The sequence below is a fragment of the Tessaracoccus zhenghani genome (assembly GCF_054552775.1).
The window spans coordinates 1642208-1659411 of record NZ_CM137275.1 but is presented as its reverse complement, the minus strand read 5'-3'; the positions used below and the strand labels follow the sequence as shown (position 1 = coordinate 1659411).

At 69.8% G+C, this 17204-nt stretch carries 14 protein-coding genes and 1 tRNA gene; 14 read left to right on the top strand and 1 reads right to left on the bottom strand.

Going from position 1 to position 17204, the window contains the following annotated elements:
• The first annotated feature begins 13 nt into the window (after positions 1–13).
• Positions 14–1060: an L-glyceraldehyde 3-phosphate reductase gene (mgrA, locus tag ACX1DX_RS07985; protein ID WP_182765190.1), complete on the top strand. Its 1047-nt coding sequence runs from the start codon at positions 14–16 to the stop codon at positions 1058–1060.
• 85 nt (positions 1061–1145) lie between these two features.
• Here the strand turns inward: mgrA and ACX1DX_RS07980 are convergent, their stop codons facing one another.
• On the bottom strand, positions 1146–1949 hold the full coding sequence (locus ACX1DX_RS07980) for a hypothetical protein (protein ID WP_459396180.1): 804 nt from the start codon (positions 1947–1949) through the stop codon (positions 1146–1148).
• 86 nt (positions 1950–2035) lie between these two features.
• Between ACX1DX_RS07980 and ACX1DX_RS07975 the strand changes: the two genes are divergently transcribed.
• The 13 genes from ACX1DX_RS07975 to ACX1DX_RS07915 all read left to right on the top strand — a co-directional run bounded on the left by ACX1DX_RS07975 (position 2036) and on the right by ACX1DX_RS07915 (position 17188).
• A complete protein-coding gene (locus ACX1DX_RS07975) occupies positions 2036–3523 on the top strand; it encodes a DUF7059 domain-containing protein (RefSeq protein WP_459396179.1) in 1488 nt (495 codons plus the stop codon).
• Positions 3524–3559: 36 nt separating this feature from the next.
• Positions 3560–3898 carry a PadR family transcriptional regulator gene (locus ACX1DX_RS07970; protein ID WP_459396178.1) on the top strand — a complete coding sequence of 113 codons (339 nt, stop codon included), beginning with the start codon at positions 3560–3562 and terminating at the stop codon, positions 3896–3898.
• On the top strand, positions 3895–4389 hold the full coding sequence (locus ACX1DX_RS07965) for an HAAS signaling domain-containing protein (RefSeq protein WP_459396177.1): 495 nt from the start codon (positions 3895–3897) through the stop codon (positions 4387–4389). Before ACX1DX_RS07970 ends, ACX1DX_RS07965 begins: the two co-directional genes overlap by 4 nt.
• Before the next feature lie 85 nt (positions 4390–4474).
• Positions 4475–7126, top strand: coding sequence for a type I DNA topoisomerase (gene topA, locus ACX1DX_RS07960; protein ID WP_459396176.1), 2652 nt, complete (start codon positions 4475–4477; stop codon positions 7124–7126).
• 14 nt (positions 7127–7140) lie between these two features.
• Positions 7141–8547, top strand: a complete 1407-nt coding sequence (locus tag ACX1DX_RS07955; protein WP_459396175.1) for an amino acid adenylation domain-containing protein — start codon at positions 7141–7143, stop codon at positions 8545–8547.
• Positions 8544–9158: a dTMP kinase gene (gene tmk, locus ACX1DX_RS07950; protein ID WP_182765197.1), complete on the top strand. Its 615-nt coding sequence runs from the start codon at positions 8544–8546 to the stop codon at positions 9156–9158. The genes ACX1DX_RS07955 and tmk overlap by 4 nt, the downstream gene beginning before the upstream one ends.
• 245 nt (positions 9159–9403) lie before the next feature.
• Entirely contained in the window at positions 9404–10321 is a 918-nt protein-coding gene (locus tag ACX1DX_RS07945; RefSeq protein ID WP_459396174.1) for a sulfite exporter TauE/SafE family protein, read from the top strand.
• Between the two features lie 16 nt (positions 10322–10337).
• The gene (locus ACX1DX_RS07940; RefSeq protein ID WP_370585855.1) at positions 10338–11489 is read left to right on the top strand and encodes a DNA polymerase III subunit delta'; all 1152 of its coding nucleotides are present in this window, start codon (positions 10338–10340) and stop codon (positions 11487–11489) included.
• An 83-nt stretch (positions 11490–11572) separates the two neighbouring features.
• Positions 11573–12949 carry a DoxX family protein gene (locus tag ACX1DX_RS07935; RefSeq protein ID WP_459396173.1) on the top strand — a complete coding sequence of 459 codons (1377 nt, stop codon included), beginning with the start codon at positions 11573–11575 and terminating at the stop codon, positions 12947–12949.
• A gap of 96 nt (positions 12950–13045) precedes the next feature.
• On the top strand, positions 13046–13897 hold the full coding sequence (locus ACX1DX_RS07930; RefSeq protein WP_459396172.1) for a PSP1 domain-containing protein: 852 nt from the start codon (positions 13046–13048) through the stop codon (positions 13895–13897).
• Positions 13890–15545 carry an alpha/beta hydrolase gene (locus tag ACX1DX_RS07925; protein WP_459396171.1) on the top strand — a complete coding sequence of 552 codons (1656 nt, stop codon included), beginning with the start codon at positions 13890–13892 and terminating at the stop codon, positions 15543–15545. Before ACX1DX_RS07930 ends, ACX1DX_RS07925 begins: the two co-directional genes overlap by 8 nt.
• Before the next feature lie 46 nt (positions 15546–15591).
• Positions 15592–15667: transfer RNA gene (locus ACX1DX_RS07920), tRNA-Thr, on the top strand.
• Between the two features lie 171 nt (positions 15668–15838).
• The gene (locus tag ACX1DX_RS07915; protein WP_459396170.1) at positions 15839–17188 is read left to right on the top strand and encodes a flavin monoamine oxidase family protein; all 1350 of its coding nucleotides are present in this window, start codon (positions 15839–15841) and stop codon (positions 17186–17188) included.
• The last annotated feature ends 16 nt before the right edge of the window (positions 17189–17204 follow it).

The window sequence follows — 17204 nt, the reverse complement described above, 5'->3', positions numbered from 1 at the left end:
ATAGGCTGACGGCATGACTTATGTTGCAGCGGAAGACCGTTATGACTCCATGCCGTACCGGCGGCTCGGCACCTCCGGCCTGAAACTGCCCGCGATCTCGCTGGGCCTGTGGCACAACTTCGGAGACGACAAGCCGCTCCAGACGCAGCGCGACATCCTGAGGCGCGCCTTCGACCGCGGCGTGACGCACTTCGACCTCGCGAACAACTACGGCCCGCCCTACGGCTCCTCGGAGACGAACTTCGGCCGCCACTTCGCCGAGGACTTCAAGCGGTACCGCGGTGAACTGGTCATCTCCTCGAAGGCCGGCTGGGACATGTGGCCCGGCCCCTACGGCTTCGGCGGCTCGCGCAAGTACCTCGTCGCGTCCTGCGACGACTCGCTGGCGCGCATGGGTCTCGATTACGTCGACATCTTCTACCACCACCGCCCTGACCCGGACACCCCCGTCGAGGAGACCATGCAGGCCCTGGACTTCATCGTCCGCTCCGGCCGCGCCCTGTACGCCGGGATCTCTTCGTACTCGGCGGAGTTGACAGCCAAGGCCCAGCAGATCGCGCGTGAACTCGGCACGCCGCTGGTCATCCATCAGCCGTCGTACTCCATCCTCAACCGCTGGGTTGAGGACGGCGAGCCCAGCCTCCTGCAGTCCGCGGCCGCCAACGGCATGGGCGTCATCGCCTTCTCGCCGCTGGCGCAGGGGATGCTCACCGACCGTTACCTCGACGGCATCCCGGCTGATTCCCGCGCCGCCGCGGGGAAGTCGCTCGACGAGGGGCTGCTGAACGAGAAGAACCTCGAACACCTCCGCGCGCTGAATGGGATCGCCGAGGGCCGCGGGCAGTCGTTGGCCCAGATGGCCATCGCCTGGGTGCTCCGCGACCAGGGCGAAGCGTCCGTCACCTCCGCGCTGCTGGGCGCCTCGTCGGTGCGCCAGCTCGACGCGAATCTCGACGCCCTCACCAACCTGGCCTTCACCGAGGACGAGCTCTCGGCGATCGACGAGCACTCCGGAGTGGGAGGCATCAACCTCTGGCAGGGAGCCACCGACTCCGTGTGACGGAACAAGGCAGCGCTCGTCTTCGCCCAGTGCAGAAGCGCCCGCGGCAGGGATCCGTCCCCGTCGCGGGCGCTCCAGTTCAGGCCTACGGCACCTGCGGGATGTCCACCGGCTGGTTGAACTCGGAGTACTCCGTGATGACCGTCGCCTCCATGATCGTCATTTCCTGCTTCACCAGGCGCAGTTGGTCATCGAGCCACCAGGTGGTGGGGATCCCTTCCGTCCCGGGCGCCGCGGAGGGCACCAGCGCCCCCAGATCCAGCACCACGGTGAACTTCCGCTCGTCCTTGTCCACGAGTTCGATGGATTCGACGAGGCCACGGAGGGTCTCGGCATCGAGGGTGGGCTTGGTCCCCTCAGCCGAGTCGGGGATCTGCTGCTCCTGCCAGGCCCCGCCGTCGGTCCGCGTATAGGCGGTGGTGCCCTCCGTGACCGACTCCACCTTCTTCCCGGCGGCCTCGAGCACCGTGTAGGTGCGGGGATTGGTCGGGTCCGTGCTGTCGACGTACGTGACGGTTTCGGAGCCTGGGACCGACGTCGAGGTGGTCATCTTCATCGTCGTGATCGACTCCTGCACCGGGCGGTACAGGTCGAGGAAGGCCTCCGTGTCCACGGGGCCTTCGTCCCAGGGGAGCTCGCCGGACGCCTCTTCGGGGGGCGACTCCTCCTCGCTCGGCTCGGCAGCGGGCGAATCCTCCTGCGTCGGCGTCGCCTCGGCGGAGGTCTCGACCGCAGTGCTCTTCGAGCCGCCTGCTCCGGTCTCCTGGGCCGTTGCGGTGGAGCTGGCCGGGGCCTGCGTCTGGGGGGTCTCCGCGGTTCCGCTGCAGGCGCTGACCCCCAATGCTGCCGCCGCAATGGCGGCGATCACTACGTTCCTTTTCAGTGCCATGCGCCCATGGTCGCAACCGGGAGGGTCAGGCCGACAGGCCTCGTCGATGGCGATTCGTCCGACGCCGCCCTGCCTAAGATGTCGCCATGGCCATCGACACCGCCGCGCTCCGCGACCAGCTCACCGCCGCCCGCTACACCTCAGATGCGGTGGTCGACCGGATCGGTGAGGATGGCCAGGCGGGGCTGGGGCGCAACTGCACCGTGCCGGCCTACGTGGCGCTCGGCGCCGCCGCAGACCCGCAGGCCGCGCTGATCAGGCTCTTCATCCTCCAACAGGCGGTGCCGCGCGAGGCGGTGGCCGCTGCGGTCGATGTGGACGCCCTGCTGGAGGAGGGTTTCGTGCGGGCGGACGCGGATTCGGTCCGCGCCGTCGTGGACATCCGCCCCTACGGCTCGCCCGACGACGGAGCGTCCGGATGGGTGGTGGCCGACCCCACCCCGGGCCTCGACCACGGGATGTCGCCTATCCGCCCTGACTACGTGCTGGGAGTGTCGCCCGCGTCCACCACGCTCGCACAGCTGACCATGCGCACGCCTGTGGACACCGCGTTGGACCTCGGCACCGGCTGTGGGGTGCAGTCGCTGCATCTCAGCCGGCACGCCGGCCGGGTGGTCGCCACGGACGTCAACGAGCGCGCCCTTGAACTGGCGAGGGTGACCGCCGGGCTGGGCGGTGTCGAGGTGGACTACCGCAACGGATCCCTCTACGAGCCGGTGGCGGGGGAGCGGTTCGACCTCATCGTGTCGAACCCGCCGTTCGTCATGAGTCCGCCCACCGACGAGGCCGACACCCTCACCTACCGGGAGGCGAACTTCGAGGGCGACTCCCTCGTCGAGACCCTGATCCGCGGTGCCGCGGACCACCTCAATCCCGGGGGGTCGCTCCAACTGCTGACCAACTGGGCCGTGACCGATGAACCGTGGGAGGAGCGGCTCGGCGCCTGGATCCCGGACACCTGTGACGCCTGGATCATCGAGCGGGAGCGCTTGGACGTGTTCTCCTACATCGAGATGTGGCTCACCGACGCAGGGCTGGCGGGTACGGACCGGTGGAGGGAGGCCTACGACGAGTGGCTGACCTACTTCGAGCGCCTGGGCGTGCGCAGCATCGGGATGGGATGGGTGCTCGTCACCAGGGCGGAGCGGGCCGAGCCGTACCGCCGTTTCGAGAGCTGGCCGCACGCTGTCGCCCAGCCGGTGGGAGACGTCTTCGCCCGGCATCTTGCCGCCGTCGACGCGTTCCAGCTACCGACCGCGGAGCTGTTGGCCGCCCGGCCCCGGCTCGTCGACGTCGAGCAGGAGACCATCGGCCGGCCGGGAGCCGAAGACCCCGAGCACGTCGTGTTCCGCCAACGGGTGGGGCTGCTGCGCGCCATCAAGGCCGACACCGCCCTGGCCGCCGCCCTCGGCGCGCTCGACGGCGAGTTGACCGTTGGCCAGGTGGTGGCCGCCGTCGCGCAGGTCCTCGACCTCAACGCTGCGGAGCTGGCCGCCGCGCTGCTTCCAGAGATCCGTCAGGCCCTCCTCGACCAGATGCTGATCCTCGCCGACGATGGTTCCCACGCGATATAGGTTGCATCGCTGACTAGATAGATATACGATCTAGTCATGGTACCTGCAACTCCCTGGCCGTCGAGTTGGCTCAAGGGCTTCCTCGAAGTGGCCGTTCTTGCGATCATCGCCGAGGGCGAGACCTACGGCTACGAGATCACCAGCCGCCTGAACGACGCCGGCTTCGGCACCGTCAAGGGCGGCACCCTCTATCCCATCCTCGGCCGCCTCGAAGAGGCCGGGTGCGTCGACACCGACTGGCGCGCCGGTGATTCCGGCCCCGGCCGCAAGTACTACCGGCTCACCGCCGACGGCGCGGCGGACCTCCGCAACCGCGCGGACACCTGGCGTGCCTTCTCCCACAACCTCTCCGCCCTCCTGAAGGAGCACTCATGAACGCCACCGACTACATCGACGACCTCGCTCTCGAACTGCGCCTGCTCGACGTCCCCGGCGACCGGATCGGGGAGATCCTGGCCGAAGTGGAGTCCCACGTCGCCGAGACGGGGGAGGATCCCGTCGAGGCCTTCGGCCCCGTCAAGGCGTATGCGGCCGAACGGGCGAGCGCCACCGGGGTCGCCGTCGCGGATCAATCCGCTCCCTTCCTGATGCGCCTCTTCCGGGGACAGGTCTTGTTCGCCCTCGCCGGTTTCGGCTACACCGCGGTGGCCGGCTGGTTCCTCGTCAGCGGCGTCCTGGCGCTCTTCTCCGACGGGACGGAGCTGCCGTTCGGCATGCCCGTCTGGGCGTCGCTGACGCTGGGCGTGGTCCTGCTGGCGGCCTGGGGTGGCTGGTTCCTGCGACTCTCCAAGAAGGAGCGCATCATCGACCCGCGCACCGGTGCCGAAGTGCAGTGGGACGCCAAGGGCAGACGTCGCCGCGGCTAGGGGTTCGAGTGCCCGAAGCGGGCAAGCTTGACAGCTCAGGCTATTGTTCCTCACGAGTTTCCCCGTTGTTAAAGGACAGATCTGCATGTCAAGCAAGCGTCTCGTGATTGTCGAGTCGCCGACCAAGGCGACCAAGATCGCCGGTTACCTCGGCGGCGACTACATCGTGGAGTCGAGCCGTGGTCACGTGCGCGATCTCCCCACGAAGGCCGCCGAGGTGCCCGCCAAGTACAAGGGCGAGGCCTGGGCGCGCACCGGGGTCAACGTCGACGACGACTTCCACGCCATCTACGTCGTCTCGCCGGACAAGAAGGCGACCATCCGGGACCTGAAGGCCAAGCTCAAGGACGTCGACGAACTCTTCCTGGCAACGGATGGTGATCGCGAGGGCGAGGCCATCGCGTGGCACCTCATGGAGGAGCTCAAGCCCAAGGTGCCGGTCAAGCGGATGGTGTTCCACGAGATCACCAAGTCCGCCATCGAGGAGGCCGTCCGCAACCCCCGCGAGATCGATGTCGACCTCGTGGACGCGCAGGAAACCCGCCGCATCCTCGACCGCCTGTACGGCTACGAGGTGTCGCCGGTGCTGTGGAAGAAGGTCATGCCGAAGCTGTCGGCCGGCCGCGTGCAGTCGGTCGCCACCCGCCTCATCGTCAACCGCGAACGCGAGCGCATCGCGTTCGTCCCCGCGTCCTACTGGGACCTGGACCTCACGCTCGACGGCGGCCCGGACACGGACCCCCGCAACTTCCCCGCCCGCCTCGTCGAGGTGGGTGGCGCGAAGGTGGCGCAGGGCCGCGACTTCAACGCCGACGGCGAACTCACCGCCGGCAACGCGCTGGTGCTCGACGAGGCCTCGGCCAAGGCGCTGGCTGGGGCGCTGTCCGACGGTGACCTCCGCGTCGCCTCCGTCGAGGCCAAGCCCTACACCCGCCGCCCCTACGAGCCCTTCCGCACCACCACGCTGCAGCAGGAGGCCGGCCGCAAGCTGGGCTTCTCGTCGCAGCGCGCTATGTCGGTGGCGCAGGAACTCTACGAAAAGGGCTTCATCACCTACATGCGAACCGATTCGGTGTCGCTCTCGGGTGAGGCCATCACCGCCGCCCGCAAGGCGGTGCGCGCGCTGTTCGGCGAGCGGTTCCTCCCCGACAAGCCCCGCGTCTACGCCTCGAAGGTCAAGAATGCGCAGGAGGCGCACGAGGCGATCCGTCCCGCCGGTGATTCGTTCCGCCACCCGGACGACACCGGTCTCTCGGGCGACGCCTACCGCCTCTACCAGCTGGTCTGGCGGCGCACCCTGGCCTCCCAGATGGCCGACGCCCGCGGCGAGTCCGTCTCGATCAGGATCGACGCCACCATCGGCGCCACCACGGTCGCCGACGCCGAGACCACCTCGGCCGGCATCGTCGCCTCGGGCCGCACCATCACCTTCCCCGGCTTCCTCAAGGCCTACGTGCAGGGCGTCGACGATGAGTCGACTTCCGACGACGCGCAGTCGCGCCTCCCGGTGCTCACCGAGGGGCAGGAGCTGGCCGTCGCCAAGGCCGAGCCCGCGGGCCACGAGACCCGCCCCCCGTCGCGCTACACCGAGCCGTCGCTGGTGGCCAAGCTGGAGGAACTGGAGATCGGCCGCCCGTCGACCTACGCCTCCATCATCCGCACCATCACCGCGCGTGACTACGTCTTCAAGAAGGGCTCGGCCCTGGTGCCGACGTGGTTGGCGTTCGCCGTCACCCGGCTGCTCGAGGAACACTTCACCGAACTGGTGGACTACGCCTTCACCGCCGAACTGGAGGACCAGCTCGACGAGATCGCCTCCGGCAAGGCGCAGCGACTCCAGGTGCTCACGGATTTCTACCGCGGCGCCGAAGGCGACACCCATCACGGCCTCGAATCCCTCGTGAGCGAGCTCGGCGACATCGACGCCCGCGCCCTGTCCACCTTCCCGCTGAAGGATTCCGGCATCGACGTACGGGTCGGCCGCTACGGCACCTACGTGGAGGCCTCTGACGGCCGCCGCGCCAACGTGCCGGAGGAGCTGGCGCCGGACGAGCTCACCGTCGCCGTCGCCGAGGAGCTGCTCACCCAGCCACTCGACGAGGAGCGCGAGCTCGGCGTCGACGAGGCGTCCGGCCTCATGATCGTGGCGAAGAACGGCCGCTTCGGCCCGTACGTCACCGAGGTGCTGCCCGAGGACGCCCCGAAGTCCAAGAAGCCGCGGACCGGCTCGCTGTTCAAGTCGATGTCGCTGGACTCGCTCGACCTGCCCACCGCCCTCAAGCTCCTCAGCCTGCCCCGCACCGTCGGCAAGGACGAGGAGGGCAACGAGATCACCGCCCAGAACGGACGCTACGGCCCGTACCTGAAGCGCGGCACGGATTCGCGGTCGCTGACCACCGAGGACCAGATCTTCGAGATCACGCTCGAGGAGGCGCTGGCCATCTATGCCCAGCCGAAGACGCGCGGACGCGCCGCCGCGGCCGCCCCGCTGGCGGAGTTCGGCGCAGACCCGGTATCCGGCAAGCCTGTGGTGCTGAAGTCCGGCCGGTTCGGGCCCTACGTCACCGACGGCGAGACCAACGCCACCCTGCGCCGTGACGACGCGCCCGAGGCCATCACCCCGGAACGCGCCTTCGAACTGATCGCTGAGAAGCGGGCCAAGGGCCCGTCGACCCGTCCTGCGCGCAAGACGACCACGCGCAAGACGACCACCCGCAAGGCAGCCCCCAAGAAGTAGTTAGGCTGACAGCCATGGCGAAGAAGGGCACGCCCAAGGGCGCGATCCGGTTCGAGGTCCCGTTCACCTCGGAACCACCACAATTCACCTCCACCGCGGTCGGGTTGGAGCGCCTCGTGCGCAGGCCCTCGGCGAGTTTCGTGATGGACAGCACCATCATCGACGCGCCGGACGGTCGCCTGCTGAGGGCCGGCGTCGTCGTCGCCCACCGCGTGGTGGCCGGGACCGGCCAGTGGTACCTCGCCGCCCCCGCGTGGGAACCGCACCTGCCCAGCGAGCAGGCGGAGCCCGTGTCCGGCAGCGGCGACCTCCCGGAACGGTTCGCCCGCCTCGTGAAGCCGTTCGTGCGCGGCGCGACGCTCGGGCCCATCGCGGCCATGACGTGCGAGCGCGACGAGTGGTTCCTTCGCGACGCGGACAACGCGACCGCCGCCATCGTCCGCGACGACAAGGTCCAGGTGCGCCGCGACGGTGTGCTCAGCTCCGAATACCGCGAGGTCACGTTCACGCCCAGCGAGGCCCTGACCGGTCAGCAGCGCGAGTTCCTGCTCAGCGCCGCCCAGGCCGGGGGGTCCACGCTGGTGACGGACTTCCCCCACCTCCAGCAGCGGCTGGGCGCCCCCGCCACAGGCCTCACCGGGTTCCCCAAGCCCCGCGAACTGTGGCGCGACGCGTCCCTCGAGGAGTTCGTCGCCGCGCTCTTCGCCGGGCACCTGGGCCACATCGTGCGGGCAGACCTCGACAGACGCACCGGCGACCCCGACGAGGTGGGCGCGCTGAACCACCGGTTGTGGGAGTTCGGACGTGACCTCCGGGGCCTCGCGACCGTGCTCGAACCCGCTTGGCGGGAGAGCGTCGAGAGCGGGCTCACCGGCCTGCCCTTCGCCTCGGCCAGGGACATCGAGCAGCCCACGTTGCACGCGATCGACGCGCTGGTCACCGGGGCCCGGGCGCCCAGGCTGGGCGACCTGTCGCATCAGCCGGCCGCGAAACTGCTGTTCGAGCGTGCCGAGCAGGCCACGTTCATCCTGGCCGACCGTTGCCGCAGCCTCACGCCCGCGTCGCCGGATGAGGCCTGGCAGGCGGCCCTGCGGGCGGCCGAGCAGCTGGAGGTGGCAGCCAACGTGCTGGCCCCGATGATGCCCAAGATGATGGGCAAGATGCTGCGTTCGCTCGACGAGGTGCTCGACGAACTGCGGAGGGCGTCCAAGGGCCTCCGCAGCGGAACCCCCGAACTCGACGGGCTGTCGCCGTCTCAGGCCTACCAGTTGGGCCTCGACTACGAGCGGACCCGGGGCGGGGCGGCGCTGCGTCGACGCGACTTCATCCAGCGCTGGCCCGAGCGGGTGGCCGAGGCGCGGAAGCTGCTGGCGAAGGCCAGGAAGAAGCAGGCGAAGCAGTTGAAGAAGCCCCCCTCATGAGCGGACTGTTCATCGTGTTCGAGGGCGGCGACCGGGTGGGCAAGTCCACGCAGGTTCGGCGCCTGCAGTCGTGGTTGATGACCCGGGGCCTGCCGCACATCGTGACGCGCGAACCGGGGGGCACCGAACTCGGCGCCACCCTGCGCCGACTGGTGCTGGACCCCGCATCCGGCGACGTCGACCACCGCGCGGAGGCGCTGATCTACGCGGCGGACAAGGCGCAGCACGTGCACGAGGTGATCCGCCCGGCGCTGGAGCGCGGCGAGGTGGTGGTCTGCGACCGCTACGTGGACTCGATGATCGCGTACCAGGGTGCGGGCCGGGACCTCGCGCTGGGCGAGGTCGCCGATATCGCCTGGTGGGCCGTGGGCGGTCTACGGCCGGACCTCACGATCCTCCTCGACGCCGATCCCGACGACGCGGTGTCGATCAAGCAGGACAAGGACCGCCTCGAGAGCGCGGGCCTGGAGTTCCATCGCAGGGTGCGCCGGCACCTCCTCGCGCTGGCCGCCGAGCGGCCCGAGGAGTACTTCGTGATGAAGGCGTTGGAGGGCAGGGACCTCATGGCCGCCAAGATCGCGGGCCGCGTCGAGTCGCTCCTCGCCGGCTGAGACGTTTCCCGGCCGCGCATGCGGCTGACAGCAAGATATTCCGCGTTCCGCGTGCAGCGAAACCGGGGGATTCGATGTTAAGAAGCGCCGATGTAGCTGCTTGACTCTCCGCATGTTCGACTCCGCCGCCGAGAGCGCACCGACGTCTCCCACGCCTGTCGTCCTGATGCGCACCACCAGCGCCATGTGTCTGGGCTAGCCGCTCCCGCACGCCCACACCACCCCAGACACAACAAAGGCACCTCATGCTCAACTTCGTCCTGCTCGCCCTCGTCGGCCTGGCCGCCCAACTCGTCGACGGCTCCCTCGGTATGGCCTACGGGGTCACGTCGACCACGCTCCTGCTGGCCATCGGCACCAACCCGGCCATGGCCTCGGCCACCGTCCACCTCGCCGAGATCGGCACCACCCTGGCCTCAGGCATCTCGCACCACCGCTTCGGCAACGTCGACTGGCAGGTGGTGCTGCGCATCGGCGTCCCGGGCGCCATCGGCGCGTTCGCGGGTGCGACGTTCCTCTCCCGGCTCTCGACGGAGGCCGCAGCGCCGCTGATGGCCATCATCCTGCTGGTGCTCGGCGCCTACGTCCTGGTGCGCTTCACGTTCTTCGGGATCTCCACCCGCAAGCTCGGCCAGCGGCTGCCGACGAAGTTCCTCGCGCCGCTGGGCCTGTTCGCAGGGTTCGTCGACGCGACCGGCGGCGGTGGCTGGGGTCCCGTCGGGACCCCGGCGCTGCTGGCGTCGGGGCACATGGAGCCGCGCAAGGTGATCGGCACCATCGACGCCTCGGAGTTCCTGATCGCGATCGCCGCCTCGGTCGGATTCCTCCTCGGCCTGGGCGGCGGCGCGATCGTGCCGTGGATGGCGGGGGCGCTGCTCCTCGGAGGGCTGATCGCCGCGCCGATCGCCGCCTGGCTCGTCCGGCACCTGCCGCCCCGCGTGCTGGGCGCGGCGGCCGGCGCGACCATCGTGCTGGTCAACGCCCGCTCGCTCGTCCGAAGCTTCGGTGTGCCGGAGGGCCTACATTTGCCGGCCTACCTCCTGGTGTTCGCGTTGGGTGCGGCCGCCGTCGGCTGGTCGTTGCGGGCGCACCTGCGGGCCCGGCGCGTCGAGCAGTCCCGCGTGGCCGGTGAGGTCGCTGAGGGTGATGCTGTCACCGCCTGATGGCAGGATGAACCCCATGGGTGATGTGTTCTCTGAGCTGATCGGGCAGGAGCGGGCGGTGGCCACGCTGCGCCGCGCCGTCGACGGGCACCGGCACGCCATGACGCACGCCTGGCTGTTCGTCGGTCCTCCCGGGTCCGGTCGGTCCAACGCGGCGAAGGCCTTCGCCGCCGCCCTGCAGTGCCCGCGCGGTGGCTGCGGTGAGTGTCAGGAGTGCCGCACCACGCTCTCGGGCGCCCACCCGGATGTCACGCTGTTGCGCACGGAGCAGTTGTCCATCGGTGTCGACGAGGTGCGGGCGCTCGTGGGCCGCGCCAACATGGCTCCGGTCAAGCGGCGCCACCAGATCGTCGTGGTAGAGGACGCAGACAGGGTCACCGAGCGCGGCGCGGATGCGTTGCTCAAGGGCCTGGAGGAACCGGCTCCCCGCACGGTGTTCCTGCTGTGCGCGCCCAACCCGGACGACGTGATCGTGACCATCCGCTCCCGCTGCCGCACCATCAAGCTGGCCACCCCCAGCGACGAGGCGGTCACCCGGCTCCTGGTGGAGCGCGACGGCATTTCGCCGGCGCTCGCCGCCCACGCCGCCCGCGCGGCCCAGGGCCACGTCGGCCGGGCGCGCATGCTGGCGCGCTCAGAGACCGCCCGCATCCGTCGTCATGAGATCCTCACGCTGCCCGGCAAGCTCACCTCCGTCTCGGCCTGCCTGACCGCCGCGGAGAACCTCGTGGCCGCCGCGAAGGAGGAGGCTGAGCAGACCACCACGGAACTCGATGCCAAGGAGATGGCTGCGCTGCAGGAGGCCCTCGGCATCGGGGGGCGGGGGAGCGCCAAGCCGCGCAACGCCCAGGCCGCCATCCGGGAACTGGAGGACCAGCAGAAGATGCGGGGCAAGCGTCTGCAGCGCGACTCGTTCGACCGGGTGTTGACGGAACTGACCGGCTACTACCGCGACGTGCTGGCCGCCCAGACCGCGCCGGGGGTGCCGCTGGTCAACGCGGACCTGGCGGACGAGATCGAGCCCGTCGCGCGCCGCTCCACGCCCGAACAGACGGTGCATGCCTTGGACGCCATCCTGCAGGCGCGCACCGCACTGGAAGGCAACGTCGCCCCGCTGCTCGCGCTGGAGTCGCTCCTGATCAGCTTGTCGCTCGCGCGCCGGAGTTGAGCCGGACGGGCGTGTCACCCCGGGCAGGGGCTCCAGTCGGTGCCAAGATGAAAATCAAGACTGCCCAGGGATAGGAACAGCCGATGTCCAACAATGATTGGGTCCAGGAAGGCACGCCGCACGACAGTGCGGAGTGGACGGAAGAGGCCGACGACTACGGTGTGCCCGTCGAGCCCACCGAGTGGGACGACTACTCGTCGGAGCAGGCCATGCCGGCGCCCAATCCTCCCGCGCAGCCGGAGACACCAGAGCAGCCGGTGCTCCCGGAAACGCCGGAGGACGGGGCGAGCCACGAGTCGGTCGCGGAGCGCTCCAGCCTGCCCACCGCCCCGGATCCGGACGACGCGGTTGCCGGTGAGGACCAGCCTGTGTCCACCGTCGAACTGGGGGAGACGCCCGAGGAGATCACCGGCGCCGCCGCCCAGGACGACGACGTGCCGGGCACCGCCACGGTGTTCGAGGACGACCGCCCGGTCGACACCGCCGACGAAGACCTCACGCGTGAGGTGTCGGAGTGGATCGACGATGAGCGCCTCGGCGACACCGGCGCCACCATCGTCGACGACAACGAACTGCCCGAGGCGCAGACCGGCACCGAGACCCACGACGACGAGTACCTGGACGACGAGCGCCCCGGCGACACCGGCGCCACCAGGGTCGACGACGACGAGCCCACCACCGTCCGCAGCCCGGAGGAGTCGAGCTTCGGCCGCCCCTCGGGCGACGCTGACGCCACGACGTCGCTGGCCGCCGTCGCGGCCGCCACGGGCGGCGCCGCGGGCGCGAGCGCCGGTGGCCTCGCCGCGCCCGGGATGGCGGGCCTGTACCGCACGGACGCCGACGAGACCCAGGTGCTCGACACGACGGCGGAGCGCCGCAGCCTCGCGGACGAGGCCGCGGAGGAAGAGGCCCGCGCCGCAGCACTGCGCGCCGAGAAGGAGGAGCGCGACCGCCGCCTCGGCATGGTGCAGACCTCCCAGGCGAACGCGGAGCGCGAAATGCGTCCCCGCCGCAGGGGCGTCGGCGGCTTCGGCAGCTTCGGCCTGTTCGTGCTGCGCCTCATCACGGCCGGCGTCCTCGGCATCCTGGCGTACCAGGTGCTGTACAGCATCGACGACACCGCGGACTTCCTCGCCGGCCAGCCCCTGATTCCCGAGCCCCGTCTGGTGGCCTGGATCGTCGGGTTCACCCTCGCGGCGATGGCCGTGATGCTCGTGATCGGGCTGGGCGTGCGGGTCGTGGGCGTCCTCCTGACGGCGCTCGCCGTCGCCACCCTCGTACTGGTCCGGTGGGGCAGCTTCAGCCCGTTCGTCGAGGGCATGGAAGGGTTCCTCGGCGACAAGGACCTGCTGCTCGCGGGCATCGGCGTGCTGTTCCTGTCGCTCGGCGGCGGCCGGTTCGGCATCGACGGCGCCATCCACCGCAGCCGTGAGGATGCACGTGAGGCGCGCCGGAGCTGACGCCCTGACCGCCTGACACTGTCAGCGTCCCCGCGAGGTCCTCCTCGCGGGGACGCCCCCGTTCCGGCGGATTGAGCCGTTGGTTAGGCTATGCGCATGACTCGGGTGATGGCGGTGGCGTTCGAGCGCCACGGCCAACTGCATTACCTGGACCCAGGAGAGCGCGACTACACGGTCGGCGACTGGGTCCGGTACCCCACTGCCGACGGTGTGGAGGTGGCCCAGTGCGTGTGGGCACCTGAAGACGTGGAGTTCGCCGACGGTGACCTCCCGCGCTGCGCAGGCCCGGCGTCGAAAGCGGATATGGAGCGCGACGAGCGCAACCGACTGCTCCGCGCCAACGCGAACACGGTGGCCCGGGAGTTGATCGCCAAGCGGCGGCTGCCGATGAAGGTGGTCGGCATCGACTTCCTCGACCGTTCGGCCGAGTATGACCGCGTCGTCGCGATCTACTACACCGCCCCGCACCGGGTGGATTTCCGCCAACTGCTGGGCGACCTCGCCCGGGCGCTGGACGCCCGGATAGATCTGCGGCAGATCGGCTCACGGGACGCCGCCAGGGTGTTGGGCGGCATCGGCCAGTGCGGCCGGGACCTCTGCTGCGCCACCTTCCTGGAGGACTTCGAGCCGGTCTCGATGCGGCTGGCGAAGCTGCAGGGGCTGCCGGCGAACCCGCTGCAGATCTCCGGCGCGTGCGGGCGGCTGCTGTGCTGTTTGACGTATGAGCATCCGCTGTACGTGGATTTCCTGCGGAAGGCCCCGTCGATCGGCGACCAGGTGACCACGGACGACGGAGCAGGCGGCCTCGTGGTGGGACACGACGTGCCGTCCAACGCCGTGACGGTGCGTCGGCCCACGGGCGAGGTCGTGCGCTGTCCGCTGGAGTCGGTATGTTCGACGGCGCGGGCGCGTAGGGAACGCGTGGCGGGAAAGGTTGTTGATGAGTAGGTCGGTCAAGGTCGCCCAGATGATCCTGGCGATGATCGCGCTGGCCCTCGTCGGTGCCCTGTTCCTCGGCGGCATGGTCGGCGGCCGCAGCCGCGACACGCCCGCCTCACCCACCAGGCCAGGCACCGTGACGCCCTCGCCGGTGCCCTCCGGTTCCCGGATGCCGGGAGTTCCGGAGAAGGCCATCTCCGAGCAGCCCACGATGCCCCCGGTGGACAACGCGAACGCGGATCGGCAACTCGACTACCAGGCCGAGGGCCAGCCCAGCGTCGACTTCCTGGACGGGCTGGGCGGCTACGGCGAGTACGCCACCCAGACGGTCGAGTGGGAGGAATGCGGCGAGGGCGGCCGCGCCCAGTGCGCCACCGTACTGGCCCCCCTCGACTGGGAGGACCCCGAAGGCGACGCGATCGAACTCGCGATAACGAGGGTGCCCGGCGGGGACTCCTCGCGTGGCCCGCTGTTCGTCAACCCGGGCGGGCCCGGGTTCGGTGGCCAGGACATGGCGATCTCGCTGGCCGGCCGCTGGCAGAACTACGACACCTACGGCTGGGATCCGCGCGGCACCGGCGGGTCGACGCACGTGGTGTGCGGCACGTTCAAGGAGACCGAGCAGATGGTGCTGCTCGACGGCAGCCCCGATGACACCGCGGAGGACAAGGCGCTGCGCCAGGGCTCCATCGACTTCGCGCAGCAGTGCCGCGACGGTTCCGGGAAGTTGCTCGACCACCTCACCACCATCGACGTGGTGCGCGACCTCGACCTGCTCCGCCACCTCTCCGGCGCGCCCAAGCTGAACTACCTGGGCGTGTCCTACGGCACCTACGTGGGAGCCATGTACGCCCAGTTGTTCCCGGATACCACCGGTCGGCTGGTGCTCGACGCCGCCGTCGAGATCACGGATCGCGAACCCACGCCCCAGGTGGCCGGGTTCGAACTGGCCCTGAACAACTTCATCGACTGGTGCGCCGGCTCAGACCTCTGTGATCTGGGCCACGACGCCGGCGCCATCCGGGCCGACATCGAGAGCATGTTGACCGGTCTGGACCAGAGGCCCCTGGAGGTCAACGGGAGGCAGTTGACGCAGACGCTGGCGGCGCTGGGCATCGCGGTGCTGCTGTACGAGGACGACCAGGCCTACCGCTCCCTGGCGCAGTACATCGGAGAGGCCATCGCCGGCGATGGCGAGTCGCTGCTCATGTTGGCGGACCTGTACAACGGCCGCGCGCCGGACAGCTACGGCACCCCGCTGTACGCCTTCCCCGCGATGGGCTGCGTCGACGGGGTGGATGAGGGCGCCGCCGCAGTGCTCCCCGCGTGGAAGGAGACGTTCTCCGTCGCGCCGGTGATGGCGCCGAACATGGGCACGTCGTATGCCTGCGAGTTCTGGACGGCGGGCTCGGCTCCGCAACTGGAGATCACCGGCCCGGGTGCGCCCCCCATTCTCGTGGTGGGCACGACGGGCGACTCGGCCACGCCGTATGAACAGGCCGTGTCCATGGCCGAGCAACTGGAGTCGGGCGCGCTGCTCACGCTCGAGGGTGCCGGTCACGGTGCGGTCACCGGCGACAACACCTGCATCCGCGATGCGGTCAACGAGTTCCTGTACGACGGGGTGGTCCCGGACGAGGGGACGCGCTGCTCCTAGCCGGTTGGCACAAGGTGCCCGTGGTTCTGTATAGTTCCGTCTTGCTGCCGCCCTAGCTCAGTCGGTAGAGCGACGCTCTCGTAAAGCGTAGGTCACGGGTTCGATTCCCGTGGGCGGCTCCAACCAGGCCCCCGGTCCCCGACCGGGGGCCTGAGCCTTTGTGGCCGCGACGCGTCGGTGGGGGTGAGCGAAGTCCCATGGCCGACCCAGGAGGATCGGGCCACCGGTCGCCTTGTAGTCTGGTGTCTGCGTTTCGGGAACGAGCCCAAGACGTCCGGTAGAGGAGGAAACTCGTGTTCGACTGCGCCATCATCGGGGCTGGCCTTGCAGGGCTGGTGGCCGCACAGCATCTTGTGGATCGAGGGCTGAGTGTCACCGTGCTCGAGGCTCGCAACCGCGTCGGCGGGCGCGTGGAGAACAAGACCCTCCCCGATGGGAGCTACGTCGAACTGGGTGGCCAGTGGATCGGCCCCGGATTCGACTCGCTCCTCGAGATCATCGACGACCTCGGCCTCGAGGTCATCGGGCTGCCCGCCGAGGGCAATCTCATCATCCGTCTCCGCGGGCAGGCCCTGGCCGTGCCGTCGTCGGAGGACGAACCGGCCCTCACTCCGTTCGAGGTCTCAGACCTGGGGCAGGGCCTGCTGCGCCTGCGCCGCCTCGCCGAGCGTTTCCGTTCCGACAACGCCTGGCGCAAGGCCAACGACGCCTGGCTGAACCAGGCCCTCCGTCGCTGGATCACCACCAACCTGCGCACGCAGGGGGCGCAGCGTCGCTTCTCGGAGGTCTACTCCGCCGCGTTCGGCCCCATGCCGAAGGACTGCACGCTGCTGGAGGGCCTCATCCAGGTCAACTCCGGCCCGGACCTCGAAACCATGCTCGCCAGCAACGGTGGCCTCCACCAGCGTCGCGTCCAAGGCGGCATGGCGACGGTGGCTGAGGCCCTCGCCGCCAGGCTCGGTGACGTCGTCCGGCTGGGCGCCGAAGTGGTGAAGGTGGAGCACGGCCCCCTGTCCGCCACCCTCCACCTCGCCGACGGTGAGGTCATCGAGGCCAAGCAGGTCATCTCCACCCTGCCTCCCCGTCTCGCGATGTCGCTCGAGCATGAGCCGCCGCTGCCGGCGTGGCGCGGCGAAGCGGCCGACAAGGTCGCTCCGGGCAACGTGATCAAGGCCTTCCTGATCTACGACACCCCCTTCTGGCGCGAACGCGGCCTCAGCGGGCAGTCCTCCGCCGATGAGGGCGCCGTCCGCGTCACCTTCGACACGACGGCCGTGGGCGCCTCCAAGGGACACCTCATGGGCTTCTTCGAGGGCGCAGACGCGGATTCGCTGTCGCGTCGTTCCATCACCCTGCGTGAGCGCGCCTTCACGGATTCCGTGGTGCGCAGCTTTGGGCAGGAGGCGGCAGAGCCGCTCACCTACATCGAGCGCGACTGGGCCACAGAGAAGTTCACCGGCGGTTGCCACGGTGCCCACTTCTCGCCCGGCGTCTGGACCACCAACGGGCCGGTGCTGGCAGAACCCGACGGCGTGCTGCACTGGGCGGGCGCGGAGTACTCCACCCGCTTCAACGGCTACATGGAGGGTGCGGTGCGCAGCGGCCGCGAGGTCGCCGCCGTGGTGGCACGCAACCTGGCCTGACTGTCCCCGCCACCGG

What these genes read in the sequence shown, in the direction of transcription:
- mgrA (WP_182765190.1), top strand. Translation starts at nt 14, where the DNA reads ATGACTTATGTTGCAGCGGAAGACCGTTATGACTCCATGCCGTACCGG.
- ACX1DX_RS07980 (WP_459396180.1), bottom strand. Translation starts at nt 1,949, where the DNA reads ATGGCACTGAAAAGGAACGTAGTGATCGCCGCCATTGCGGCGGCAGCA.
- ACX1DX_RS07975 (WP_459396179.1), top strand. Translation starts at nt 2,036, where the DNA reads ATGGCCATCGACACCGCCGCGCTCCGCGACCAGCTCACCGCCGCCCGC.
- ACX1DX_RS07970 (WP_459396178.1), top strand. Translation starts at nt 3,560, where the DNA reads ATGGTACCTGCAACTCCCTGGCCGTCGAGTTGGCTCAAGGGCTTCCTC.
- ACX1DX_RS07965 (WP_459396177.1), top strand. Translation starts at nt 3,895, where the DNA reads ATGAACGCCACCGACTACATCGACGACCTCGCTCTCGAACTGCGCCTG.
- topA (WP_459396176.1), top strand. Translation starts at nt 4,475, where the DNA reads ATGTCAAGCAAGCGTCTCGTGATTGTCGAGTCGCCGACCAAGGCGACC.
- ACX1DX_RS07955 (WP_459396175.1), top strand. Translation starts at nt 7,141, where the DNA reads ATGGCGAAGAAGGGCACGCCCAAGGGCGCGATCCGGTTCGAGGTCCCG.
- tmk (WP_182765197.1), top strand. Translation starts at nt 8,544, where the DNA reads ATGAGCGGACTGTTCATCGTGTTCGAGGGCGGCGACCGGGTGGGCAAG.
- ACX1DX_RS07945 (WP_459396174.1), top strand. Translation starts at nt 9,404, where the DNA reads ATGCTCAACTTCGTCCTGCTCGCCCTCGTCGGCCTGGCCGCCCAACTC.
- ACX1DX_RS07940 (WP_370585855.1), top strand. Translation starts at nt 10,338, where the DNA reads ATGGGTGATGTGTTCTCTGAGCTGATCGGGCAGGAGCGGGCGGTGGCC.
- ACX1DX_RS07935 (WP_459396173.1), top strand. Translation starts at nt 11,573, where the DNA reads ATGTCCAACAATGATTGGGTCCAGGAAGGCACGCCGCACGACAGTGCG.
- ACX1DX_RS07930 (WP_459396172.1), top strand. Translation starts at nt 13,046, where the DNA reads ATGACTCGGGTGATGGCGGTGGCGTTCGAGCGCCACGGCCAACTGCAT.
- ACX1DX_RS07925 (WP_459396171.1), top strand. Translation starts at nt 13,890, where the DNA reads ATGAGTAGGTCGGTCAAGGTCGCCCAGATGATCCTGGCGATGATCGCG.